Consider the following 24,147-nt stretch of genomic DNA (forward strand, 5'->3'; position numbering starts at 1 on the left):
TATGCTGAAGATCAGCAGCCTTCGCCGATAGAGATGACGCTCTGATATTCCCGGCACTGCCTTTCAAGCCGTGAGCAAGGCGTGACATTAACTCTGTATCGCCCTGCTGCTGAGCATTTAGAAACTCTTCTTCAAACGTCACAAAGCTACCTTTGAAAGAGGACAATACCTGCTTAACAATATCCATATTGTTCATAAAAGTTTCTGTTAGCTTGTCCATGTCGATGCATTGGCTCTCGCTAGTTTGATCACTCATTGTCTATTGAACTCCATTCTTCATTGATACAAAGCCATATCTCGAAAAAAGCGGTATACTTGAGGCTGTGAAACTTACATTGATACATTGTTCTATTTTTAAGATTAGCAGACATTATCACAGACACATACTCGATAACGACTTTCAGGCTTTCACCCGTACCTCGATAAAAGAAATGGCCTCAATATTAAAGTAAGTTATTGGTTTTCATATACAAATATACCGATCCAACACCACTATTTATGTATAAGTTTTTTGAAAAGCTGGTAGAGCCGTTTCCTCCCGAGCATCCGGAACAACCACCTAAGGGTTTATTCGACTTTTGTGTGTACTATACACAAGGAATATTCCCCTTACTTTTTATCATGGGCGGGCTCACTGCCTTAATTTCCATCATGGAAGTTACGCTGTTTGGTTTCCTCGGACAGCTGGTAGACTGGCTGTCGAACAAAACACCTCAAACACTTTGGCAAGATGAAGGGAATACCCTTATTGCTCTAGGTGCAGTGATTCTTTTCGTCATTCCTCTTACTGTTTTGCTTCACTCAACCGTTATTCACCAAGCCTTGTTGGGCAACTATCCAATGCGAATTAGATGGTTAGCTCATCGGTACTTGCTTGGTCAAAGCTTTTCTTTTTACCAAGATGAGTTCGCTGGCCGCATAGCAACCAAAGTGATGCAGACTGCGCTTTCGGTTCGCGAAACCGTAATGAAGCTGCTCGATGTACTGCTCTACGTCAGTATTTATTTCATAGGTATGACTAGCGTCGTCACAGCGAGTGATGCCAGATTAAGCATTCCTCTTTTAATTTGGCTACTTTGCTATGGCTCCAGCCTTTATTACTTCATCCCTAAACTTCGTGATATTTCTACTCGTCAGGCAGATGCGCGCTCCAGCATGGTCGGAGCTGTGGTAGACAGCTACACCAACATTGAAACAGTGAAACTCTTCTCTCATAGCCAGCGTGAAGCAGAGTATGCAAAACGAACAATGGGCGACTTCCTTGAAACCGTTCACCCTCAAATGCGCTTGGTCACCCGGCTCAATGTGACAGTATGGGTATTGAATTCCCTCCTGTTATTCTCGATCTCATCTCTTTCAATCTGGCTTTGGATAAACGAAACCATTTCGACTGGAGCCATAGCTGTTGCGATTGCGCTAGCACTCAGGCTCAATGGCATGTCCCAATGGATTATGTGGGAAGTGTCCAGCCTGTTCGAGAATATCGGTTCAGTACAAGACGGTATCAGCACACTTTCAAAAGAACGAGCCGTGCTTGACTCAGACAATGCCAAAGCGCTTGAACTAAGCGATGGTAATATTGATTTTCAGAGGATTTCGTTTGAATACGAATCTGGCCGTCCGGTTATCAGCGAGCTTGATTTGCATATAAAAGCTGGCGAAAAAATTGGTCTGGTTGGCCGCTCAGGTGCTGGAAAGTCAACTCTGGTAAACCTCTTACTTAGATTCTACGACCTTTCTTCGGGCAACATCAGAATTGACGGGCAAGCTATTGCTGACATTAAACAAGAGAGCCTGCGCGAGCATATCGGCATGGTGACCCAAGATACTTCCCTGCTTCACCGCTCTGTGCGCGATAACATCCTTTATGGAAATCCCGAAGCCTCTGACGATGATCTGATCCGTGCAGCCAAACAAGCCCATGCTCACGAATTCATTCAAGAACTAAGTGACCTGGACGGACGACAGGGCTATGACGCTCATGTAGGCGAGCGTGGCGTGAAGCTTTCTGGCGGTCAGCGTCAGCGTATTGCGATTGCCCGAGTCTTATTGAAGAACGCCCCAATACTTGTTCTGGATGAAGCCACGTCTGCTTTGGATTCGGAAGTCGAAGCTGCGATTCAACAAAGTTTATATACCTTAATGGAAGGCAAGACAGTCATTGCGATCGCTCATCGCTTATCTACCATCGCCGCACTAGACAGACTGATCGTATTAGACGAAGGCAAGATTGCCGAGCAAGGCAGCCACACAGAGCTACTTGCCCAAAACGGTATTTATGCGCAACTTTGGGCTCGACAGTCGGGTGGTTTTATCGGAGATTAAAACTTTGGGGTCAGAGTAAAAACTATTATTTTTACTCTGACCCCAAATCTTGCCTTAACCAAACACCACTGTTTTATTTTCGTGGATAATAACCCTCTCTTCCAGGTGCAAACGCAAACCTCGTGCTAATACATTCTTCTCGGCATCTTTACCTAAGCGAACCATATCTTCTATCGTATTACTGTGACTAATACGAATCACATCCTGGTCGATAATAGGCCCTTCGTCCAAATCTTGAGTGACATAGTGACAGGTTGCACCAATCAATTTCACGCCTCTGTCATAAGCTTGATGGTAAGGCTTTGCCCCAGCAAATGAAGGTAAGAAGCTATGATGAATATTGATCACGCGTCCTGCATATGTCTCACACAGGTCAGCAGGTAAAATCTGCATATAGCGAGCAAGTACCACCAAGTCGGTCTGGTATTCATCCACCAAGCTACTAACCTGGTCGAAAGCAGCTTGTTTGTTTTGTGGGTCTACCGGCACATGGTGATAAGGAATATCGTGCCATTCAACCATACGGCGTAAATCATCGTGATTGGATATCACTGCCACAATTTCCGCATCCAGCTCATTGCTGTGCCAGCGATGTAGTAGATCCGCTAAACAATGGGATTCCTTTGAAGCCATCAACACGACGCGTTTCTTAGTATTAGAATCGCTAATACTCCATGACATGGAAAACTCTTTGGCAATGGGTTCAAACACTGTTTTGAAGTTTTCCAGATCAAAAGGAATCGAACTCGCCTTGATCTCATTGCGCATAAAAAACCAGCCGTTCTTCTGGTCGGCATGGTAACTCGCTTCAGTGATCCAACCATTATAAGTTGCCAGAAAGTTACTGACTTTTGCGACTATACCAGTACGGTCAGGGCAAGAAACGACAAGACGATAGGTTTGTTCCATAATATTTTACTGCTTCCACAATCGTTTAAGGACTAATTTGTATTCAGACATAGGCGCTCAAAATAAAAAAGAGAGCCACGAAGACTCTCTTTATTATAGATAGGTCTGAGATAATTCAAGCTTATCTCTTATTCAGACTTTGCCGCAATGATCTTCGCCTGCCATTCTTTTGGCGCAGTCTGGTGAACTGAAATACCCTGACTATCAACGGCAACTGATACTGGCATGTCAACCACATCAAATTCATAAATAGCTTCCATACCTAGTTCAGGGAAGGCAACCACTTCAGCATTCTTGATTGCTTTTGACACCAAGTAAGCCGCGCCACCCACTGCCATCAAGTATACTGATCCGTATTCTTTAATCGCATCAATCGCCACCTGGCCACGCTCGGCTTTACCGATCATGCCCATCAGGCCAGTTTCTTTAAGAATGGTATGTGTAAATTTATCCATACGTGTTGCCGTAGTCGGGCCAGCAGGGCCAACAACTTCCTCACGAACCGGATCAACAGGCCCAACGTAGTATATAAAGCGGCCTTTCAAATCTACTGGCAGCTCTTCACCATTGGCTAGCATCTCAGTCATTTTCTTATGAGCTGCATCGCGGCCAGTCAGCATTTTACCTGAAAGCAAAACCGTATCGCCCGGCTTAAGGTCGGCGACGTCTTCTTTAGTCACGTTATTCAAATCAATGCGCTTAGCACTGTCGCCAGCTTCCCAAGTAATCTCAGGCCAGTCTTCAAGACTTGGAGGTGTTTGCAATGCCGGGCCGGAGCCATCTAACACAAAGTGAGCATGACGTGTGGCAGCACAGTTTGGAATCATTACGACAGGCAATGATGCAGCATGCGTTGGATAGTCGTTAATTTTTACGTCCATAACCGTTGTTAAGCCACCAAGGCCTTGAGCACCGATACCCAGGTCGTTGACCTTATCCATAATCTCTAAACGTAACTCTTCAACACGATTTTGAGGGCCACGCTTACGAAGCTCATGAATATCAATCGGCTCCATCAAAGCTTCTTTCGCCATCACGGCAGCTTTTTCAGCTGTACCACCGATGCCTATACCCAACATGCCTGGCGGGCACCAGCCAGCGCCCATCGTAGGAACCGTTTTCAGAACCCAGTCAACAATACTGTCACTAGGGTTCAACATCGCCATTTTTGACTTATTCTCGGAACCACCGCCTTTTGCAGCAACTTGGACGTCGACAGTGTTGCCTTCGACAATCTCATAGTGGATCACAGCAGGTGTATTGTCTTTAGTATTCTTACGAGCGCCGGCAGGGTCATCTAGGATTGAAGCACGTAAGACGTTATCTGGATGAGTGTAAGCACGACGTACACCTTCATTTATCATATCAGTCAGGCTTAATTCAGCATCCCACTGCACATCCATACCGACTTTAACGAATACAGTCACGATACCGGTATCCTGACAAATTGGTCGCTTACCTTCTGCACACATACGTGAATTGATGAGTATTTGTGCCATTGCATCTTTAGCAGCTTGGGAGTCTTCTTTTAAATACGCTTCATGGACGGCATCAATAAAGTCTTTTGGGTGATAGTAGGAGATAAACTGCAGGGCATCTGCAACGCTATCAATTAAATCTGCTTGACGAATTGTGGTCATAGTCACTCTCTAACGTTTTTCTTTAATTAATAAACTGCTGAGGCTCTTAAGCTTTTGGCCAGGCCCATGTTGTGTTTATCAATTAATACATGGCTGATCACCCACTCATCTTCTGAGCGATCAATTATTGGGGTACTGAATTGTACTCTGATTGAAGATGAGTTTGTAGTCACACCTACAAAGCTTAAACGACGGTTAAATTCGTTACAGCTACTAAGCAAGTGCATCTAATTCTTTGCGCTAAAAAATTAGACAAATTGCTTTTTCGTGTCTACGTTTAATCTAGGTCAAAATTTTTAGGCCTGGTGGTGTGTGTTGCTGAATTTAAACAGATAAAACCAAGCAAGCATCCACCATCTAGCCACTACTTATTTGAGACAACGTTTAGGAAAGGTCTTATCCATGTATAAAAAAACCTTATTAAGTGTCGCGATTGCGTCAGCATTATCATTAACAGGCTGTCTGGACACTACTGATCCAGAAAACAACCCGAAAGAAAGAGATAACGAAAACTCACAGACGACCCCTCCGTCATCTGAGCAACAGGCGAATATTGAGCAGAACGAAAATAACCTCTACCCAGTATTTAACCCTGCTACCGGAGAGTTTCCTAAGCCAAATGACCTTTTACTACAAACAACGGATCCCGACGGTTCCTATGCTATCCCTGGTCTAGCCGAGAAAATTGCTGCAGGCACAGAAACACCACCTGAAGTCGCACTTGAGTATCTTAGTGGCGCATCCTTAACAGCCCCAATCGATATCGAAATTGGCCAAGGCATAGCAGGGTCCGACATAACAGATACGATAAACACAGATACGGTTATCGCAGAAAGCTTTATTAATGTTGGAGGCGCTCCTGTTCCTAACCCTGCCCAAAGCGTATTTCTGTTAGAACTAGAATATGCTGGTGGCGACCCTCTTAAAGGACTAGTCAACGAAGAATCCCCTACAGTTACTGACGCCATTACAGCAGCACAAGCCAGTGGTGGAGATTTATCGGCAGCAGGAGAACTTCTAGGAATAGCGGCTTCACCTAAGTATAGCGCTGAAGTCATTACCCGAGACAAAGTCGTTGGCGGCGAACGAGTAGAAACAAGTTACATACGAATCCAACCTTTAGAGCCTTTAAACCCTAACAAGCGCTACATTGTTGCACTGACCGATGAAATCAAAGATACCGAAGGAAAGTCTTTGATCAAACACCCTGGTATAGCCAACTATGCTGCCCTCGCTGATGAAAATCGAGAACCCGCCAACCCTCTCCTTGACGATGTGCAAGCTCAAATTGATTTCTGGGAAAAGGTTACCGCGAGCTATTTAGGCAACCTAACCAATGCGGCACGCCCAGATGATCAGCAATTAACTGAAGACAACATTGTTTTTACAAGTGGCTTTACCACTTCTAATGACACAAAAGTTGTCGACTATATGGTAGACCCTACCGAGTGGGCAACGAATACGGTTAAGACTCTTGTGACAACTGGCGCAGCAAAAGCGGCAGTTGATGCCGGCGCAGAAGATTATGCAACCATTAAAGGCGCTGTTGATACAGCAATCAGCAACTGGACCGCAGAGAGCTTCAATCCAGCTTTAGCAGGGTGTGATACCTATCCTGCTGGCGATGCACGCTTTGCATGCGCCGGTACCGGTATGATCACTGCAGCAAAAGCAGGTGGAATGTCTTTTCCTGAGCCCGCAGCCGATGATAGCGTAGCTTTCGACACACCGCGAGACCTAAGAACAGTATCAGCATTTATTACCGATGCAATCGCTCCAGTAGGTGCCGTAAACATTTCTGAAGGCTCCTTGACGATTCCTTACTATTCAGGTGTACCTGATACACGAGGCGTAAGCGATGGAACCGAAGCGAGACTTGTAGGCGAATGGTGGAAAGCAGATTCAACCTTAGCCACTCAAATAAATACTGCTTTTAACCTAGAGGCACTTGGCGCAGCTCTGCCACAAGCGACGACATCAAATGTTGTGAATCATTTGTTTCCGTTCCCAGCAAAGAACTCTACAGAAGAAATACCGGTATTAGCAATCTTCCCGGCAGATGACTCGAATATGCCGGCAGATGGTTATAAAACTGTTATTTACCAGCATGGTATTACAACTGATCGAAGTGTTGCCCTAGCACTCGGTAGCGCCATTGTTGCGAACAGCGGTGGAACCGTTGCGGTACTCGCGATTGATCAACCACTTCATGGTATTGATGCGATTTCTGAAGAAGGCCGCCTGGCATACGCAGCACAATTCCTTGCTGGTGGTCAGCTAGCTGGTTTCCCAGAGTCATTAGCTCCTGGCGATACCAATAATCAAGCTTTAGTTGATGGCACTCTTGCCACCACATTCGTGACAACATCATTAGACTCAGCGACAGTTATTGATGCGAGTGACGGTATTAGCGCCGCTGAAGCTGACCTGATTACTGAAACTTTTGCGGGAACCATCGCTGAAACAGTTGTAACCGGACAATTGCACGGCTCACTGATTGATATCACCGACGGAATCGACGGGACCGAAGCTGGCTATATTTCTGCTGCACTAAGCGGAGATCTTACCTACAATGTCGTAGCTGCTCAGTTAAACGGTACATTAATCGATATCACCGATGGCATTGACGGCACTGAAGATGCAACCATCAATGGCACAATCACGGCCGCATTAGGCGATGCAAGCGGAAATCCAACGCTTGATGCGACTGTTCAAAACCTTACAGCCCTAGAAGCAGCAGCTTCAAGCCTCCAAAGCTTACAGCTTGCGGCACAAGGTCTTGGCTTAATGCAGAATACTATTGAAAACGGTGCTAGCCAGATCCCTGGTCTAGGACAAGGTTCTGCCGATGAGCGTCACTTTGGCTTTGGCGGCGGTGTTACCAACGTTGTACCGATGGATTTCGCTGACGGCACCGTGGGCAGCTCCTCATCAGACCCTATCGATTGCTCCAACACGGGTTCTGGTGCATTCACGATTAACCCACTTAGCTTCCTAACTAGCCGTGATAACTTTAGACAGCACATGTCTGACTTAATGACTCTGCGTCTGTCTATTCCAACCATGGATATCGATGGAATAGATGATAACGGGCCAGAAGGTGATGGCTTTGACTTAAACGGAGACGATGTTCACTTTATTGCTCACTCTTTAGGTACCTTTAACGGCATTCCATTTGTCGAAATCGCGAACCAAACCAGTAGAACTGAAGATAACATTGTGTCTGCAAACTTTTTAACGCCAGGTGGCAACATTGCACGACTAGCAGAGAATTCCCCAGTATTTGCGCCGGGTATACTGCTAGCATTGCAATCTGCTGCTGGTTTGCAAAGAGGCGATGCAGACCTTGAGACCTTCCTTAACGTTCTTCAAGCGTCATTTGACTCTTTTGATCCAATTAACTTTGTAGGCAACTTGAGTAGCACCACTTCTACAACCAAAGCCTTATTTAGCGAAGTGGTTGGCGATGTATTTATTCCAAATAATGCATCTCCCGCTGTCGACGTTGTACAACCAGCGAATATCGGCTGCAACGCAAACCCATACGCCGGCATCTCGCTTGGTGAAGGTACAGCGGCTCCTCTAGCAGGGACAAGTCCACTGCAAACTGCTTCCGGTGCTGTAAGCATTGGAGACTCAACTGATGAAGCAAGCATTAACTTCATTCGTTTTGAGAGTGACAGTGGTGCTCTACACACGACCCCTGCAGCGGCAGCTTCCTCTGCTGAGGCACCTGCTTTTGCAGAGTTTGTTACACAAGCAGCATCTTTCGTATTAAATGACGGTGAAGAAATCACTGTTGGGGATAGTGACCTGATAGTCGACGCCGAATAAAATGTAAGGAAACTAAAAGCCTCCGGCCTAACACCCGGAGGTTTTTTTTGCCCTTAAACCTCATCACTAATTGAGCTAGCTCAACCCCCTCTTCCCAAACTCAAGTCATACTAAGCACGTCCAAACTCAATACCAGCCCGACTTCAAAGCCAAAAAGCCGGGAGTGCGCATTTGGAAATTGCTGACGTCTTACTCGACATCCTTATCATTCTTGTTGTCGCCAGGGTGCTTGGCGATATTTCTCGCTATTTTGGCGCACCGAGTGTTATTGGCGAACTCTGCGCTGGCATTTTGATTGGCCCGAGCTTATTCGCATGGGTAGAGGTCAACGAGATTATATTTTTCTGGGCGAAATTGGCGTCATTCTATTGCTGTTTGACATAGGATTGGAGACTGACCTAGGGAAGCTTGTATCCTCAGGCAAAAGTCTACTGTCGTGGCGCTAGGAGGCTTTATCGCGCCCTTTCTTGGTGGCTTTGCGGCAAGTTACTGGTACTTTGAACTATCACTACTTGTATCACTGTTTATCGGCGGAACCTTAACCGCCACCAGCATTGGCATCACCATTCGAACACTTTCAGATCTTAACCGACACCAAAGCGACGAAGGACAGGTAACATTGGGCGCCGCCGTACTCGATGATATTCTCGGCGTAATACTTCTTGCCCTACTCTATGACTTCTCAGTCAACGGCAATATCGACCTTATGAGCGCCGGTAGAGTTTTCTTATTTGTCGCGATATTTTTCTGCTTGGCTCCAATTCTCGCCAAGCTGTTTTCTCGAATTATCCAAATATTAGATAAAAGAATTAACGACCCAGGATTAATTCCAACCACTATTGTCGCATTAGTATTGTTCTTTGCCTGGCTCGCTCATTTATTTGGAGCCCCGGAATTACTCGGAGGCTTTGCCGCCGGACTAGCTTTATCGCGCCGCTTCTTTTTACCTTTCGGCATAGCGCTACATAGTTCACCCAAGTTCTCTCACAAAGTGGAAGTACAGATAAAACCCATCGTTCAACTATTCACACCAATATTCTTTGTATCCGTCGGTCTTTCGATGGATCTACGCTCGGTCGATTGGTCTTCATCATTCTTGTGGGAGTTTTCTTTAATATTACTTGTCTTGGCTATATGCACAAAGTTCGCCGGAGCCCTACTTATTAGCGAACCTCTAGCCAAACGTATCGTCATAGGAATGAGCATGGTGCCACGTGGCGAGGTTGGCCTGATATTCGCAGGCCTAGGTGCTTCTGCAAATATTTTTACAAATGAGGTCTATACAGCCTTAATCATGGTCATCGCCTACACTACCGTGCTATCACCTTTTTGGATAAAGCTCTATTACAAAAAATATGGACATTTATTGGGGGATATTGAAAAAACCAAAGGTAATACCGACTACGGCGCTACTTTCTTATAAATCCATCCAGAGCGCGCCAAACATTGATTACGTCTTAGGATAAGCCTGGTTAATTTCTTTAGTGGCTGCTCAAGCCCTTCTGTATAAGCAAAGGCATGTCGCTTAAGCTCCCCATTCTCCGATTGGGTAGTGATAGTATTGTTATATAAAGCGCTAAAAGCACCATTATCACCCGCACCTTTCGACATTACGAGTTCAAGTAAAAAAGCATGATAATCCTGATTGACTCGCTCAAGCACGGATATATTGGAAACAGTTTGTTCACCTAGCCCTAAAGAAATCCCACCCATTACAGATTCAGTACAACGATCGAACTCTTGACTTAGCGGCACCTGCTGATTGCTCTTTATTCCAAAATCTGAGTGTTCAAAAAATACATACGACTCCCTAGACTCTATCGAGCTAAGGTAGTCATCCATGAACGGACTACTTGAGCAGGCTAAAAGAGAGAGTGACATTAAAAGCAGAAGAATAATTCTAGAAATATGCACTGTGATCTCCTAAGCACTTAAATTAAGATATAACACAACCTAAAGCAGTTTGTTCTATTAAGTAAATAAAACCCTACCTGGCGGCCGTATTTGGAGAATAAAGGCTGAATATTTGTTTTAACTTGGGAAAACTTGTTAAGTTAGATCGACTTTTGATAACTAAGAAAGGATTGGTACCAGTGGGCGGACTCGAACCGCCACGTCCCGAAGGACAAGGGATTTTGAATCCCTCATGTCTACCAATTTCATCACACTGGCCCAGATGCGGCGCATTATACGCCATACAGAAAAATGATCAACCGCTATCAATGATTTTATTTATATTTACTCATGTAATTAGCAACTTACCTAAGAATAAAGCCGCAAGGAGAAACTAGCTAATTATCTTCAACTAACAATTTTAGCTCCAGAGTACCTATTTCCATATGCTCAATAGAAATAAGCTCTTCGTCACTTTCAATACTGGATGTTTGCCCAAGAATATCTCTGGTAGTGTTAACCAATAGAAATCGTTCACCACCATCCTTAGTAGAGTCAAGCTGAAAAAAGCCCTCTAAATAACCATGAGCGAGCCAAGTTTCAGAATGATACTTTAATAAGGGGCCCGTAAATATACGCAGTGGCTGCTTATCGCTATCCAAAGTAACTAACTGAGGAAAGAATACACCATTATCAATGCCAAAACGTTTATGACGCCGTACAAAGCTTCTTATGCTTAAAGCTTGCTTTTCTTTGGTTTGCGGTAAGCTCAACAACAAAAAACGACTATCGCCACCTGAAAACCGATAAGGTAGCTGATCTTCGTTCATTTCATAGTAGTGAGCTTTACCTAATTCAAGTTCGATAAAGTCAACATTTGGTAGTGTTTGGCAGCAAGTACTTGAGAAACCATCAAAGTAGTCATCAGAAGTAAAGTTTTTAGCAAACAAAGCCGCGGCAAAAGGGTCAGCGCTTTCAGGAAGGTCGGCACTGGCTGCGGACTTCTCCAAAACACTTGCTTCCGTAAATTCGATTTTTTTCTCTCTTTCTTTTTCGAGAGCAGCCTGGACAGCATCAGCGTCATAATCAATATTGCGAACCGTTCCATCAGCATCGACTACTGTATAGTAGCGAGAACCTTCACTACTCGGTCGCCCACCGTCGATTAATAGCTTATCACCATCCACAAATTCCTCAGAGTTAACGCGCGTTGCATCGAAATCGTTAAGTGGTGGCGCCCTACGAATAGCGCCAAGAACCTTAGAGCGCTCTAATCTTTCGGTTTCAATATATTCTTTTTCAAAAGGACTTAAGGAATCACCAACATCACCAAGATATTCATTGTCGGTTACGTTCTGGGATTTTGGACTAACAGGTGGTTCAGGAGGCAGCTCTAACTTTGCTTGCTGCTGAGGCTCTTCAGGTTCTGGCTGTGAGTCGATGACAGGCACATCGGCTTGCTGAGCATCATCTACCTTCTTTGCGGAATATCCACCAAAGCTATCTTGTTCAACACTATAGCGTTCAGCAAGAGCTTCCAAAGAAAAGACACACAAAGCTACAAGCAATACTACAGTCGATCTCGAATAGTTCAGCTTCATATAGACCTAGAATTTTCGGTTAAAAGAAATACCCATTCCAAATACTCGAGATGTAAACTTCACATTCAAGCCCGCATAGGGGTTATAAATTACGTTAGTCAAATTCGTACAGTTCAAATTACAACTTGTATTAGAAGGAATGTAATCATCAGACTGCATATAGAATATGCTTGCACTGATATCGGTTCGTTTATCCCACTTGTAGCCAAACCCGGTACCCCACATTTTCATATCACCAACGGGAAGCGGACCAAAAACATCACGCTCGGCTGGTGAAGTTCGTAACTCTAACCCAAACCTGACATCCAGACGAGAATTAACATGCTTAGTTAAACCGAAACCAAAGTGCCAGGTATCACGTAAGCCAATAGGCAAAGTCAGAGAACGACCTGTGACCAACCCCGACAATAGTCGAGCTGTTGTTAGCATTTCCAGAGTTCTATCAAAGTAAAAAGTCCATTCTTCCCACTGACTCCAATCAGTCCATGTCGCATCCACATTGAGGGTATAATCAGGAGTAAGGCGAACTCTCATACCCGTCTTAAACATCTGAGGGATTTTCAAGTCGAGGTTCACATTCCCGGATTCATAGGGAACACCTCTTGGGAGGCCCAGTATTGCAGCGGTAATCGCACCAATGATTGACGCGTTAAAACCGTTCCAGAAAGCTGTCCACTCATCGGTATAGTCCATGAAGAACGTACCTTTAAGCTCCATATCTGCTTCGCTGTAATAGGTTGCTCCCCACGAGAACCAATCTGTCGGCTCCCACAACACACCAAGATTATATGTTGGCGACAAGGTTTGCTGCATATCCATATCGATACGCCCGATATCGTCCCATGGCCCAATATTTCCTTGGCACATAGATAAGAAAGGCTGCAGAGGGTCTCGACGCTGACCGATAGGCTTATCGAACTCACAAGCAAATGCATCCTGAAGTATTTCAACAACCGCAATCAACAAGTTAGGTGCACGGTTATGCTGCGCTATATAGAATCCTTGATGACTAAACTGAATGCCCATGCCAACAGACCATTCATCATTAATCTCGTACCCAACAGCCGGAGAAAAGTAAGTAAAACGCTGAATTGCTGCTTCTTTACCCAAAAATCGACCAGGGTCTTCCAGCTCTTTGTACAAAGCTAAAGCGGAGTGGATATAATTTTTATTTGCAAAAGTAAACTTTGAACCAGGAGGGTTTACCGAAAAGCCAATCTGCGGAGGTAGTATCGTTGGGCCATTCCACACCCATTGCTGCAAACCAAAGCCAGGTAGATATAAAGAAAGCCTGTTAGTATGGCTCTTACCTCGACCATCGCCTCCTACTACAGGGTCTCTCGGTACGGTAGGGTCATAGGTATTAAAGCCTGTACCATCTAAACCAAACAACTGATAGTCATCAGGGGCAGTAAATACGGCATCAAGATCCAAACCAATTAATAACTGATCAACCTCAAAGTGACGCTCTTTGAGTCGGGTAAGCTGAGCGGGGTTATGGTAAACCGCTGAAACACCAGGATTTACGTCAGCCTGCATCGCATTACCCAAGGAAAGAGCCTTAGTATCAATCGTAATGCCGTTCGCTAGCTGAGCTACAACTTGGGGAGGGAAAGCAAACGTAGCAATCAATACGACCACCAGCAGTTTCTTTACTTTCCAATGCAATGATTTCACCAATTAATTCCTTTTCCCATTACTATTCTAAAGATTAAACAAGTGCGCTCGAGAGCAAAGCAGTCATCACCTTACTCCTGACACATGATTACCAGTTGAAAGCACCTATATTAATTGGATAAGAGATCCCCATACTTAAGTCAGACGCATCTTCAGTAAGCCCAAAGCCAAAGCTAACGTTTGTAATCGTCTTAGGGTCAACACGAATACCCAGTGAGAAGTTCATCGAACCACTCACCGAGTCAGGCGAAACTGCCGTCCCCGAACCAACGAAAGTTAATTTAGTTTCAGTACTATAACCAACCTGGGTCGATATACTTAAAGAGGTGTCATAAGAAAGAGAGTAAGAAAAGCCCCCTGAGAAAGAATAGCTCTGCCCTTGGTGAACAGTCTTGAGGAGATTCCCGCCTCGAGGTTGGTTCAAACCACTTTGCTCAAAGGAGTAGCTGGAACTCAGCGAGCCAAACAATACAACTGGGTCCAATACCTTCGATACACTTAAACCCGTTGAAACAGAGTAAGTACCACTACCCGTAGACAAGCGCTCATTAGGGTTAATTTCATAAGGACTGACACCTGTTTTAGTACTTAAGGTAGTACTTAGGGTGACTGTCGCCTTACCTGGTACATAAGCAAAAGGCTGCCAACGCAAACCGAAACTCACATCCCCCCACTCCGTTGCAGATAGTGAGTTCTGAGTATCGTAGCGTGAAGATAAAGGTATCCGGGCATTTAGAGTAAGGTTATTCAGAACTCCGTAGTCAAAGCTAAAGGAGTTTGTAAAGGAATGTGTTCCAGAGGGGTTTACGTCCAGATTTCTAACCACGCCATTCTGAACATCCAAGGCAATTCTCGAATCAGAGATATAAGAGTAATCCAGAGAATAGCTTAAAGACTTTCCACCCGCTTTGAGCAAGGAATAGTTTTTCTCAGCCGCCTGGAAAACCTCTTCCAATTGCTTGGTAGAGTCCTCATCATCTGACTGTCTGGCTAAGGCATCTCGCGCCTTATCAACATTACTTTCTTCAGCACTAATATCCGAAACAAACAGCACGGTTGATGCCAGTAGCACGCATCTAATGACCCAAGAGTTCATTACCTATTCCTTCTATCTTTATAGTTTGTGTCAGTGACTCTTACACGCAGTAACAACTAACCACTTTCCTAATACGAGCAATGCTGCTCACATTTCTTACACGACATATACTTATTCAAAAACTAGTTTCGACGATAATGTAAAAACTTCGTACCATTATCGAAAGTAGTATTCCCAAACTCATCTGTCTGGTTTTTACGGCGCTCTATCTCGTTATTCAATAAATACCGCAAATTATCTTTGTAGTCCGGAGTATAATCAAAAGCCTGCAAAGACAATGTCTGATCATCAATAAAGCGTAAGTCTTCTTCTCTTAACTCAAGCCCATCAATTGGTTTTGTATTCCCTGGAAAGATAACGAACAATACATTTTGATCCCACTTTTCTTTAAAGCGTTCGAGAGTAAAGGTTATATTTCCTTTGGAAGGGTCAGCAATAAAAACACGCCCATCCTTGATTGTCTTAACAACCACGAAATGCTTAAAGCCTGCGTAATGTATTGGCACGATAGCTGGATGATCCAGCTCAATCAAATCCTTTAACTCAGCCTTGAAGCCCCCAGCCGGAAAGCCCAGCGCGGTTACCAAACGCTTCATATCCAGCATTGAAAAGCCTCGACGCTCAACGATTCGCTCATTTTCACCGTAGTGAAGCAAACCTTCCATCACCTGGCGTTCTTGAAAGTTGCGCCCAAGATAATGCTGCAATACAGTCGTTAATGCTGCAGATCCACAGCTATAGTCATACGCCTGCCTAACAATATTACGGTATAAAACGCTAGATAAAGGTTCGACAACAGCTCTTTCTCGAACAAACGATTCACCCTCATTTAGGGCGACAGTATAATGCACGATCCCATTCGGCTGAGGTTCGATATCTTTAAATTGATGCACCAGATTCAAAAGAAGTATTGATGCTGTTGTTACAAGAACCATATTTCCATTTGCCTTAGGTTTCCGTTAAGTTTTTCCGCTTTCTATGCCGAAAAAATTATTACGTAAAGATACATTAATTACTTGAAAGGGAAAGATAACCAGTGCTCAAAATATGCTGAGACTAACCGGAACACCAATGATAATGCTCATTCTCTTAGAAAGGCCTTAATTGCGCCCAACATTGTTTCACCGATGCCAGACAGAAAAAAAGAGGCTTCACGCCTCTTTTAGATTTAGAATTTTTCTATCTCGGCGGCACTGACCGCCATTTCCTGGTAATTCCGATAATCAACTGCTCCGATGCTGGAGCCAAGCATATTGGATATTGAGAACAGCTCCATGGACGTCGCACTTTCAGCACTACCCTGGTGAACCTCATTAAGTACGATCACCGCGTAATCTCCACCCATAATTTCGAACCCAACAATATTATCTGCAAACTGTTCTTGCTTAGCTAAGGTAAACAGCTTGGTAACAACTTCACGGTTCAACATCACATCATCCCGTCGAACACCGTTATGCTGCTTCCAATTCACGCCCATTTCTTGAGCGACAGCAACAGCATCCTCACCCGCTGCGATTCTTGAACGATAAGCCTCTCCAACCGATGCCGCAAACTCTGCTGACTTACTTACTTTAATTTCGTCACGCACCCGCTCTTTTACAGATTCAAGCGGCAAAATGCTAGGCTCATGCAAAGCATCAACTCTAAACACAACAGAGCGACCTTCCGCAAATTCAATCAACTCACTGTTATTTTGCTCAGTAACCAGCTCATCCGAAAACAGCACCTTTTGTACTCTCGGGCTTGCGAAAATTTCATTCACAGTATCGCTAGAAACCCCAGCCAACTGCCTCACTTCAAGAGACAGCTCATCAGCTGCCTCTGCCAGATCAGGAGAAGAGTAAGTAATATCTGCAACATTTTCGGCCAGCTCCGCATATAACTGGTCAGCTTCTTCCTTACGATAACGCTCTTCAAGACCAGCACGCATTTCTTCAAATGCCGGAATTTCATTTGTTTCAATCGACTCAAGCTTAATCAAGTGATAACCAAATTCGGTCTTAACCGGAGCGGATACTTCTCCAGCGGCAAGCGCAAACAAAGCGTTCTCAAAATCCGCAACATACACGCCTTTACCAGAACGACCCAAATCACCTCCAGCAGACGCAGAACCTTCATCTTCTGACAACTCTTTAGCCAATGAATCGAACGCTTCACCTGCTAACAACCTAGCTTCTACTGCTTTGATTTTATCCAGTGCCTGCACTTCAGTCGTATCGTCATCAATTTTAATCAATATATGAGCAGCCGTTCGTTCTTCTTCACCTACGAATTCTGCTTTCTCAGTTTCGTACATTACCATGATTCGCTCTTCATCCACCTCAATTGATTCGGCAAGAGACGCGCGATCAATCGTTAAATAAGAGACATCAACATTACGCGCTTTCTTATACGCATCTTTATGCTCTTCATAATAAGTCGCGACATCTTCGTCACTTACCGCGATTGACTCTATATAATCACTTTTGAAAACTGTAGCCAGACCAAAGTCTCTTGTTTGACGATCCAATGCAACAATCTCATCTCTCTCGTTACCGACAACAAATGCTGAAGCGATCAAGCCTGAACGCGCCTGGTCAATAACAAACTGGGATTTCAAGGACTCTTTATATGATTTCAAAGTTAACGCAGCATTACGCAAAATCATCTGCATTCGTTCATTGCTGAACTTTCCATCGACCTTGAATTGGTCAATATTACGAATGTAGTTTTCAACAGCCTCGTCTGAGATATATAAATCTTTACCTTCTGCGTCCAATACCAAGATCTTTTCGTTGATCAGGCCTTCTAAAACTGAAGACTTTAACAAAGACTCTTCGATAAGATCCGGGTCTGCCCTTTCTCCCATCTGCGCAAGAATCTGGCGACGCTTACCTTCAACTGCCCTTAGGAAGTTACGCTCAGTAATCCCTTCACCATTCACCGTCGCTACTTCAGGTTCACCACTCAAACCTCCGACAATAGACTCTGCACCAAAAAGAGCAAAAACCACCACAATGACGCCAACAATAATCTTTGCGACAGTGCCTTGTGAATTATTACGAATGTCTTGAAGCATACCTTGATTCCTGATTCCCGGTTATTTCTTACTATGTTTATTCTTAATCGCTTACCGCCGCCGGCTTAATTTTTCAGAGCAAAGTCCTAAACCGTCATAAGCTTGTAATTTTTCTAGCCGCCGGATTGTACCCTACAGATCCTGATTTTAAAACAAATGAAATCACAAACGACTCCCCTTACTCACTGCATTAGTGAAAAATCCATCGTGTTGCCCCACAGCATTAGATTCAGACGCAAAATCTCCACGCTAAGCTAAACTTGTATAGCTCACTTAAAAACCTACTCAAGAACTCTTTTATGACCGCTACACACACTAAGCCACTCGTTCGCTCTAGGCTATCCAAATTCAATTCACCTCTTCTTGGTGCTTTTTTTTATCCTCGTCCTACTAATTGTAGGTAAAGCTAGCGCACAAACAGAACCCAGGTTATCCGAGTCATTTAGCGAAGCATCTTCTATGATCAAAGAAGCCAAGCTAAGTCAGCAAAAGATTAACAAAACAATCGCATCAACTGAGGCCTTACTTCGCGAATATCAAAGCTTATCGAGAGCCCTGGAACAAACAAATATAAACTTATCACATCAACAACAGATACATTCTCGCCAACAAACAACGTTGATTGACTATGAAGGCCAGCTATCGCAAGTATCGCAAACAGAGAACAGTTTGATACCAATGCTCCTGGAAATGATTGACTGGATTGATACGCAAGTAAATAACGACCTAGCTTTCCACCAACATAAGAGACTGGCACGTATCGCGGCACTCAAAGAAAAAGCATTTAACCCGGAAATACCGATAAGCCACCTTTACCACTCAGTGCTTGAAGCCTTTCAGATTGAAAACGAGTTTGGCTACAGCATTGAGTCATATCAGCAGGAGATCATAATTGATAACAAAGAAGTGGAAGCACAGATACTTCGGGTTGGGCGTATCGGAATGTATTTCCTCAGTCTTGATCAGCAAAGCGCTGGCTATTGGAGCCAACAAAAGCAAAGCTGGCTTCTGGCGAGCCCCGCCCTTCTTGAAAATGTTGCGCAAGGTATTAAGGTAGCCAAGAAGCAGCTTCCACCTTCCCTTTTAACACTTACTGTTGAAGCGGACGGAAATTAATACTATGAAACACCTCCAAAGCGCATTCATTATTTTCTGCCTGCTGACAACTCCTTGTTTGGCTAACGCTAGCACCGAACCGAACGGTAATCCGCAAAACACATTAAATAAGCTGTACCAAAAGATACAACAAGAAAGAACTCAGCAGGCTCAATCAAACCAAGCCCGAGAACGATCTTTTCAGCAACAAAAGCAGCAACAAAAAGAAAAACTTGCGGCCCTTCAAAAGGAGCTTTCCAATAAAAGAAAGGAACTTAAAACCCTCAACCAGACTGTTAGAAAAACCGAACAAAGCATTGACGATGCAAAACATCAGTTAGCAGAACGAAGTCACGCGCTAAAAGACCTGTTCTCTGTGTGGAAGCAAGCTGTTAAAGATGGTCAGTCGAATATGGAGGCCTCCATTATTAGTCATGAGTCACCTGCAAAGCTTGAAACATTTCGCATGCTGGCAACTAAAACAGCACTCCCCGACTCAGATGACTTAAGAGCCCTTTTCGAGCTACTTCAATATGATATTCAGCAAAACCGCCAAAGCCACACCTACCAAGGTGAAGTAATTACAGTAGATGGCCAGCGAAAACAGACGGTTATCCAACGCATTGGTACGTTTACCACGACCAGCGAAGGTAATTTTCTTGTTCACAACCCGGCGAATAACACTCTAAATACGCTTCCAATACAACCAAATTCAAAATACCAAAGAGTCGTTGAGCAAGCCGAATACCAGGCTCTAAGTCCCAACACACCCCTTACAGCGGTAATCGACCCTTCGAACGGTTTGATACTTGAACAGCTGGCACTGATTCCCAGCTTGGAAGATCGCTTCCACCAAGGCGGATATATTGGCTACGCCATTGTCACATTAGGTTTACTAGGGCTCTTACTAAGCTTGTTTAGATGGTTAACAATCAGCTACTCTCAACGAGCAATCAAAAAACAAATGAGATCACCGTAAATTGCAGACGCTAGCAATCCTCTTGGCCGAATAATTCAGGCCTATCAGGCATGCAAAGGAAATGAGGAAAGCAGTTCAAGTGACGAGCAAAGTACTCAGCTAAAACATGATACGCTTGAAGTTCAGCTACAAGAGATCGTTATGTCCGAGATGCCTAAGCTGGATAAGGGCCTGGGGACAATCAAACTACTCGCTGCAGTCGCCCCTCTTCTGGGCTTACTCGGCACCGTTGTTGGCATGATCAATACCTTTCAAAGTATTACTTTAGTCGGAAACGCAGACCCAAAACTAATGGCTGGCGGGATATCACAAGCGCTAATGACTACAGTTCTTGGACTACTGGTAGCCGTGCCACTACTATTCTCTCACAATCTGTTAGCAGCAAAGTCGAAAAAGGTTCTTATGTTCCTTAGCCAGCAAAGCCTAGGCTTTATTGCAAAATATATGAGTGAACAAGGCTCAATAGAAGCTAACGCAGCTCAAGACACTCGCCCTTCCAAGGCAGACTGTTAAGATGACGCAAATTGGTTTCGACTTTTACTCAAGCATTGATCAATTAATCAAGCTCGGTGGTTTACCTGTCGCGGCCATACTGGCTCTGAGTGTATTAATCTTTATACTTTTTTTTGAACGCTTACTATTCCTAAGTCTCAGCTTTAAAAATACAATTTCAATGTTGGAGAAGTACTGGAGCGAAAGTGCTAGCTTGGCAAAGTCAGGACTAAATTCCTGGGACAAGCAAAGAGTTCAGGAAGCGCTGCTTTCTGAGGCAAGAGCAATGACACGCCACTCTTTTTGGCTCTTGAGAGCAGCGATTATTGCTTGTCCGTTAATCGGGCTAATGGGCACGGTAAGTGGAATGGTACTTGTTTTTGATCAAATATCGTTAAGCGGAACTGGAAACCCTCGTTTGATGGCCTCGGGAATATTTCAGGCAACCCTGCCTACCATGGCAGGCATGCTGATATCGATTATAGGGCTTATTATGCAATACATTCTGCGCCGCTTAAGTTTGCGCGCACAAGGTATACTCAAGCATCAATTCCCCCTATTAGAAGAAGGGGGCGTCAAGGCATGAGAACGCGCTTTCCTTTTTTCAACAATGAAGAAGAAGACGTAGAAATCAATATGACACCAATGTTGGATGTCGTATTCATTCTGCTAATTTTCTTTATTGTTACCACCAGTTTCATTCGCGAAGCGGGCGCTAACATTAACCGCCCTCAAGCCCAGACATCCAGCACACTGCCTCAACAGGCAATTATTGTAGCAATCACAGCTCAAAATAAAGTGTGGATCGATCAACGGCAAGTTGAACCACAAACCATCAGACGCAATATTGAGCGTTTATTGAGTGAGTCGCCAGAAAGCACTGTCATCCTCCAGGCCGATGAGCATGCACGGACCGGTTTATTGATACAGGCATTGGACCAGTGCAAACTTGCAGGCGCCAAGAACATCGCCGTTGCGACACGCAAAGAATCAAACAGTGGAATCTAGGTTTATGGATAACACCATTTGTCGACTGCCGCTAAGTCAAAGCCTTACACGTTGGGTACTCGCCGCCCTATTAGCCATAATCTGTGTATTAGCCATTAGCAAGCTTATGACGAGTCTGATTACTCCGCTTAGCGTCGAAGCTGCGATCTACAAATTTCTCAGCATTGACTTCATTCGGATTGAAGCAAACTCTTCAAGCGCGCCCGAGCAAGAAGAAGAGCTGCCACCACCCGAAGAAGCAGAACCTGAACCACCCAAACCCAAACTAATCGATCAAGCAGCGTTTAACCCCCGGCTTCCAAAGCTTTCGCTAGACTTGAGCCCTATCGATACACCTTCGGTGCCACTTTCATTAAGCCCACCTGAATTCCCGGCAAGTTCCCTTAAACCCATACAAAGTGCCGCCCCGAGTTTTGATGAGCAACTGTTTCCCTTGCTCACGCCAGACCCGCTCTACCCCAGAAGAGCAAAACGCGCAAGACTGGAAGGATGGGTTAATATTAGCTTCACTATAGGCTTGAATGGAAGCGTGAGTGATGTACAAGTCCTAAGCGCCGAACCAGAGGGCATTTTTGAAAACAACACCATACGTGCCGTCAAAAATTGGAAATTCAAACCTCAGCTTCTCGGGGGAAAGCCTAGCACTCGTCGGGTTGTTCAAACCATTAATTTTACTCTGGAAAAATAATGCTTTGGTTTATGTTTCGACACGCACATAGACGCCTTACTTTCCTGGTATTATCCGTGGCTTTGCTGAGCACCGGCGAAGCCTGTTCTGCTGACTATTCATTCAATGTACCGAGCGAGGTTTTGGAGTTACAGCCGAACAAGCATGCCCAAATCAATAGCCGAACCCAGCGAACACTTGCCCAAGCCTGGAGCGACTTTGAAAAGCAGCAAAGTGCCAAAGCACTTAGCACTCTAGAACGCGTTATTTCTGAAAATCAGCACAATCCCGTGGCTACATCTTATGCGCTCTATTCTGCCTCTCAGATCCTTGCTCAACTCGAACAATATGAACTGGCGATTGGCTTAATACAATTGCTTTTACGACTAGACTCTCTGAATGAGTCGTCCCAGGTTAAACAACATCTGCTGCTTGCCCAGCTGCAAATTCAAACAGGGCACTTTAGTGAAGCAAGCCAAGCGCTGCAAACACTCATATCATCCCAACAACCGAATCAGAGTATAGAACCAGAACAGCTAAGTGAGTGGTATTACTTACTGTCTTATTCACAGTTCCAGACTAAAGACTACTCAAACTGCTTTAACAGCGCCAAACATGCCTTAAAATTGGCTCACCCTAAGCAAGAAGCGCTTTATCAACTACAACTCAATAGCTTATTAGCGCTTAAAGATTACCCCGCGAGCAGACTTATCATCGAGAAGCTAATATCGCTCGAACCCACCAAAAAGGCTTATTGGCAACAATGGGTGCGTATAGCGATTCAATTAGGTGAGCATCAACAAGCCCTATCGGGCATGGAACTACTAAAAGAAACACAAGCCCTTAGTGCTACAGAAGTTTTACACTTATCACAATTACAGCTATCAGAAGGCCTACCTTTCCAGGCAGCTCTAATCCTCGAAGCCGCTCTAAGCGAGAAAACTGTCAAAGCCACAGCTGCGAATATTAAAAGGCTAGCCTATAGCTGGGAACAGGCAGGCCATAATGAGAAAGCCATAGATATACTAAGTTCTAGCTCCTTTATCACCAACTACCAGGACTCTGCTGACAACCTAGCAATTTTAAAACAGTTAAGCCGGCTCTTGGTTAAACAGGCCTTATGGAATGAAGTGATTCAAGTCATCCACGAGGTGAGTGGAGGTTCCTACATGCAATGGTTAGCTCTCGAGAAAGACTATAACAAAGACAAGGTTTTGATCGGTCTGGAGTTAGGTAGGTCTTTATTTTATTCTGACAAACTCAATATGGCTGAAACTTTGTTTACTGCGCTTGACGATCACTTGAGTAAGCTAAAACAAAGCAAGGCAAACCGCCACCAAGCCGACACTATCGATATTCACATCATCGAAAAACAATTAGCTCAGTGGACAAATTACCTTGCCAACATTAGCAAGCATTAGACGTTTAAAAGTCGATAATGCCTTGGACAGGCTCATCTATCGTAATCTGCATTAACTCTTCATTACTGAGATTTTTGTACTTATCTGCTAGCTTGGCAATGCTCTTAACCAGCCCTCGGCAATCTTTTCCTGCCGCCTCACACTTATCCATATAGCGCTTAACAGTTGGCTGAAATGCCTTGACCCATGCTTGCTGCTCAGGCTCACTAAACTTTATAATTTCAACACCCTGCTCGGCCAAGGTATTTTGTGCAGTTTGTGCAAATTCTTCAGTGCGCTGCACAACAGCCAAAGCCAATTTCTGCTGAAAGTCCGACAGTAACTGCTTGGTTGGTTTATTCAGCCGATCAAAGCTACGACGATTCATACAAGTCTCAATGGTCGTTGGTGCAATATTCAACTCTGTATAGTACTTGGCTTGCTCATAAATTTTAAAAGGAATAAAGCCCATA

The 24,147-nt window shown here is 44.4% G+C and carries 21 protein-coding genes and 1 tRNA gene; 11 read left to right on the forward strand and 11 right to left on the reverse strand.

What is annotated here, in order from left to right:
• The coding region (locus tag A3763_RS13895; protein WP_156495095.1) for an Hpt domain-containing protein at nucleotides 1-256 on the reverse strand (256 nt) is incomplete at its 3' end.
• Between the two features lie 242 nt (nucleotides 257-498).
• On the opposite strand from A3763_RS13895, the gene A3763_RS13900 reads away from it, so the two are divergent.
• Nucleotides 499-2,325, forward strand: coding sequence for an ABC transporter ATP-binding protein (locus A3763_RS13900; protein WP_068554968.1), 1,827 nt, complete (start codon nucleotides 499-501; stop codon nucleotides 2,323-2,325).
• 54 nt (nucleotides 2,326-2,379) lie between these two features.
• Here the strand turns inward: A3763_RS13900 and purU are convergent, their stop codons facing one another.
• Both purU and A3763_RS13910 read right to left on the reverse strand, forming a co-directional pair.
• Nucleotides 2,380-3,234 (reverse strand): formyltetrahydrofolate deformylase, encoded by an 855-nt coding sequence (purU, locus tag A3763_RS13905; RefSeq protein ID WP_068514882.1) that lies wholly within the window; start codon nucleotides 3,232-3,234, stop codon nucleotides 2,380-2,382.
• 128 nt (nucleotides 3,235-3,362) lie between these two features.
• Entirely contained in the window at nucleotides 3,363-4,874 is a 1,512-nt protein-coding gene (locus tag A3763_RS13910) for a fumarate hydratase (RefSeq protein WP_068634037.1), read from the reverse strand.
• Nucleotides 4,875-5,276: 402 nt separating this feature from the next.
• Between A3763_RS13910 and A3763_RS13920 the strand changes: the two genes are divergently transcribed.
• From A3763_RS13920 to A3763_RS13930, 3 genes are all read left to right on the forward strand, one after another.
• Complete coding sequence (locus tag A3763_RS13920) at nucleotides 5,277-8,708, forward strand: hypothetical protein (protein WP_068514872.1); 3,432 nt, start codon at nucleotides 5,277-5,279, stop codon at nucleotides 8,706-8,708.
• Nucleotides 8,709-8,879: 171 nt separating this feature from the next.
• The gene (locus A3763_RS28675) at nucleotides 8,880-9,092 is read left to right on the forward strand and encodes a hypothetical protein (RefSeq protein ID WP_068514868.1); all 213 of its coding nucleotides are present in this window, start codon (nucleotides 8,880-8,882) and stop codon (nucleotides 9,090-9,092) included.
• Nucleotides 9,093-9,120: 28 nt separating this feature from the next.
• Nucleotides 9,121-10,131 (forward strand): cation:proton antiporter, encoded by a 1,011-nt coding sequence (locus tag A3763_RS13930; protein WP_255374948.1) that lies wholly within the window; start codon nucleotides 9,121-9,123, stop codon nucleotides 10,129-10,131.
• Here the strand turns inward: A3763_RS13930 and A3763_RS13935 are convergent.
• The 7 genes from A3763_RS13935 to A3763_RS13965 form a co-directional block, all read right to left on the reverse strand.
• On the reverse strand, nucleotides 10,110-10,622 hold the full coding sequence (locus tag A3763_RS13935) for a hypothetical protein (protein WP_156490751.1): 513 nt from the start codon (nucleotides 10,620-10,622) through the stop codon (nucleotides 10,110-10,112). The two genes, A3763_RS13930 and A3763_RS13935, sit on opposite strands and share 22 nt — an antisense overlap.
• A 171-nt stretch (nucleotides 10,623-10,793) precedes the next feature.
• Nucleotides 10,794-10,880: transfer RNA gene (locus A3763_RS13940), tRNA-Leu, on the reverse strand.
• A gap of 119 nt (nucleotides 10,881-10,999) precedes the next feature.
• Complete coding sequence (locus A3763_RS13945) at nucleotides 11,000-12,202, reverse strand: MalM family protein (RefSeq protein ID WP_068514858.1); 1,203 nt, start codon at nucleotides 12,200-12,202, stop codon at nucleotides 11,000-11,002.
• Nucleotides 12,203-12,208: 6 nt separating this feature from the next.
• Nucleotides 12,209-13,879, reverse strand: coding sequence for an outer membrane protein transport protein (locus tag A3763_RS13950; protein ID WP_197469948.1), 1,671 nt, complete (start codon nucleotides 13,877-13,879; stop codon nucleotides 12,209-12,211).
• Between the two features lie 88 nt (nucleotides 13,880-13,967).
• Nucleotides 13,968-14,975 (reverse strand): flagellar protein FilC, encoded by a 1,008-nt coding sequence (locus tag A3763_RS13955; protein ID WP_068508299.1) that lies wholly within the window; start codon nucleotides 14,973-14,975, stop codon nucleotides 13,968-13,970.
• A 122-nt stretch (nucleotides 14,976-15,097) separates the two neighbouring features.
• Nucleotides 15,098-15,910 carry a C39 family peptidase gene (locus tag A3763_RS13960; protein WP_068514855.1) on the reverse strand — a complete coding sequence of 271 codons (813 nt, stop codon included), beginning with the start codon at nucleotides 15,908-15,910 and terminating at the stop codon, nucleotides 15,098-15,100.
• Nucleotides 15,911-16,143: 233 nt separating this feature from the next.
• Nucleotides 16,144-18,033, reverse strand: coding sequence for a SurA N-terminal domain-containing protein (locus A3763_RS13965; RefSeq protein WP_068634038.1), 1,890 nt, complete (start codon nucleotides 18,031-18,033; stop codon nucleotides 16,144-16,146).
• Between the two features lie 366 nt (nucleotides 18,034-18,399).
• Between A3763_RS13965 and A3763_RS13970 the strand changes: the two genes are divergently transcribed.
• The 7 genes from A3763_RS13970 to A3763_RS14000 are packed head-to-tail and all read left to right on the forward strand — an operon-like array spanning nucleotide 18,400 to nucleotide 23,695.
• Nucleotides 18,400-19,149 carry a DUF3450 domain-containing protein gene (locus A3763_RS13970; RefSeq protein ID WP_197473025.1) on the forward strand — a complete coding sequence of 250 codons (750 nt, stop codon included), beginning with the start codon at nucleotides 18,400-18,402 and terminating at the stop codon, nucleotides 19,147-19,149.
• A 4-nt stretch (nucleotides 19,150-19,153) separates the two neighbouring features.
• Nucleotides 19,154-20,107, forward strand: a complete 954-nt coding sequence (locus A3763_RS13975) for a hypothetical protein (RefSeq protein ID WP_068514846.1) — start codon at nucleotides 19,154-19,156, stop codon at nucleotides 20,105-20,107.
• 33 nt (nucleotides 20,108-20,140) lie between these two features.
• Complete coding sequence (locus tag A3763_RS13980; protein ID WP_255374942.1) at nucleotides 20,141-20,620, forward strand: MotA/TolQ/ExbB proton channel family protein; 480 nt, start codon at nucleotides 20,141-20,143, stop codon at nucleotides 20,618-20,620.
• 1 nt (nucleotide 20,621) lies between these two features.
• Nucleotides 20,622-21,185, forward strand: a complete 564-nt coding sequence (locus A3763_RS13985; protein ID WP_068514152.1) for a MotA/TolQ/ExbB proton channel family protein — start codon at nucleotides 20,622-20,624, stop codon at nucleotides 21,183-21,185.
• Complete coding sequence (locus A3763_RS13990; RefSeq protein ID WP_068514839.1) at nucleotides 21,182-21,607, forward strand: biopolymer transporter ExbD; 426 nt, start codon at nucleotides 21,182-21,184, stop codon at nucleotides 21,605-21,607. Before A3763_RS13985 ends, A3763_RS13990 begins: the two co-directional genes overlap by 4 nt.
• Nucleotides 21,608-21,611: 4 nt before the next feature.
• Entirely contained in the window at nucleotides 21,612-22,295 is a 684-nt protein-coding gene (locus A3763_RS13995) for an energy transducer TonB (RefSeq protein ID WP_068514837.1), read from the forward strand.
• Complete coding sequence (locus A3763_RS14000) at nucleotides 22,295-23,695, forward strand: lipopolysaccharide assembly protein LapB (RefSeq protein ID WP_068514834.1); 1,401 nt, start codon at nucleotides 22,295-22,297, stop codon at nucleotides 23,693-23,695. The genes A3763_RS13995 and A3763_RS14000 overlap by 1 nt, the downstream gene beginning before the upstream one ends.
• A 4-nt stretch (nucleotides 23,696-23,699) precedes the next feature.
• Here A3763_RS14000 and A3763_RS14005 read toward each other — a convergent pair.
• A partial coding sequence (locus tag A3763_RS14005; RefSeq protein ID WP_068760154.1) for a hypothetical protein occupies nucleotides 23,700-24,147 on the reverse strand: 448 nt, incomplete at its 5' end.

This window comes from Oleiphilus sp. HI0128 (assembly GCF_001635365.1).

Coding starts and splice junctions, on each gene's coding strand:
- A3763_RS13900 (WP_068554968.1), top strand. CDS start 499: ATGTATAAGTTTTTTGAAAAGCTGGTAGAGCCGTTTCCTCCCGAGCAT.
- A3763_RS13910 (WP_068634037.1), bottom strand. CDS start 4,874: ATGACCACAATTCGTCAAGCAGATTTAATTGATAGCGTTGCAGATGCC.
- A3763_RS13945 (WP_068514858.1), bottom strand. CDS start 12,202: ATGAAGCTGAACTATTCGAGATCGACTGTAGTATTGCTTGTAGCTTTG.
- A3763_RS13975 (WP_068514846.1), top strand. CDS start 19,154: ATGAAACACCTCCAAAGCGCATTCATTATTTTCTGCCTGCTGACAACT.
- purU (WP_068514882.1), bottom strand. CDS start 3,234: ATGGAACAAACCTATCGTCTTGTCGTTTCTTGCCCTGACCGTACTGGT.
- A3763_RS13990 (WP_068514839.1), top strand. CDS start 21,182: ATGAGAACGCGCTTTCCTTTTTTCAACAATGAAGAAGAAGACGTAGAA.
- A3763_RS13965 (WP_068634038.1), bottom strand. CDS start 18,033: ATGCTTCAAGACATTCGTAATAATTCACAAGGCACTGTCGCAAAGATT.
- A3763_RS14000 (WP_068514834.1), top strand. CDS start 22,295: ATGCTTTGGTTTATGTTTCGACACGCACATAGACGCCTTACTTTCCTG.
- A3763_RS13960 (WP_068514855.1), bottom strand. CDS start 15,910: ATGGTTCTTGTAACAACAGCATCAATACTTCTTTTGAATCTGGTGCAT.
- A3763_RS13985 (WP_068514152.1), top strand. CDS start 20,622: ATGACGCAAATTGGTTTCGACTTTTACTCAAGCATTGATCAATTAATC.
- A3763_RS13995 (WP_068514837.1), top strand. CDS start 21,612: ATGGATAACACCATTTGTCGACTGCCGCTAAGTCAAAGCCTTACACGT.
- A3763_RS13920 (WP_068514872.1), top strand. CDS start 5,277: ATGTATAAAAAAACCTTATTAAGTGTCGCGATTGCGTCAGCATTATCA.
- A3763_RS13955 (WP_068508299.1), bottom strand. CDS start 14,975: ATGAACTCTTGGGTCATTAGATGCGTGCTACTGGCATCAACCGTGCTG.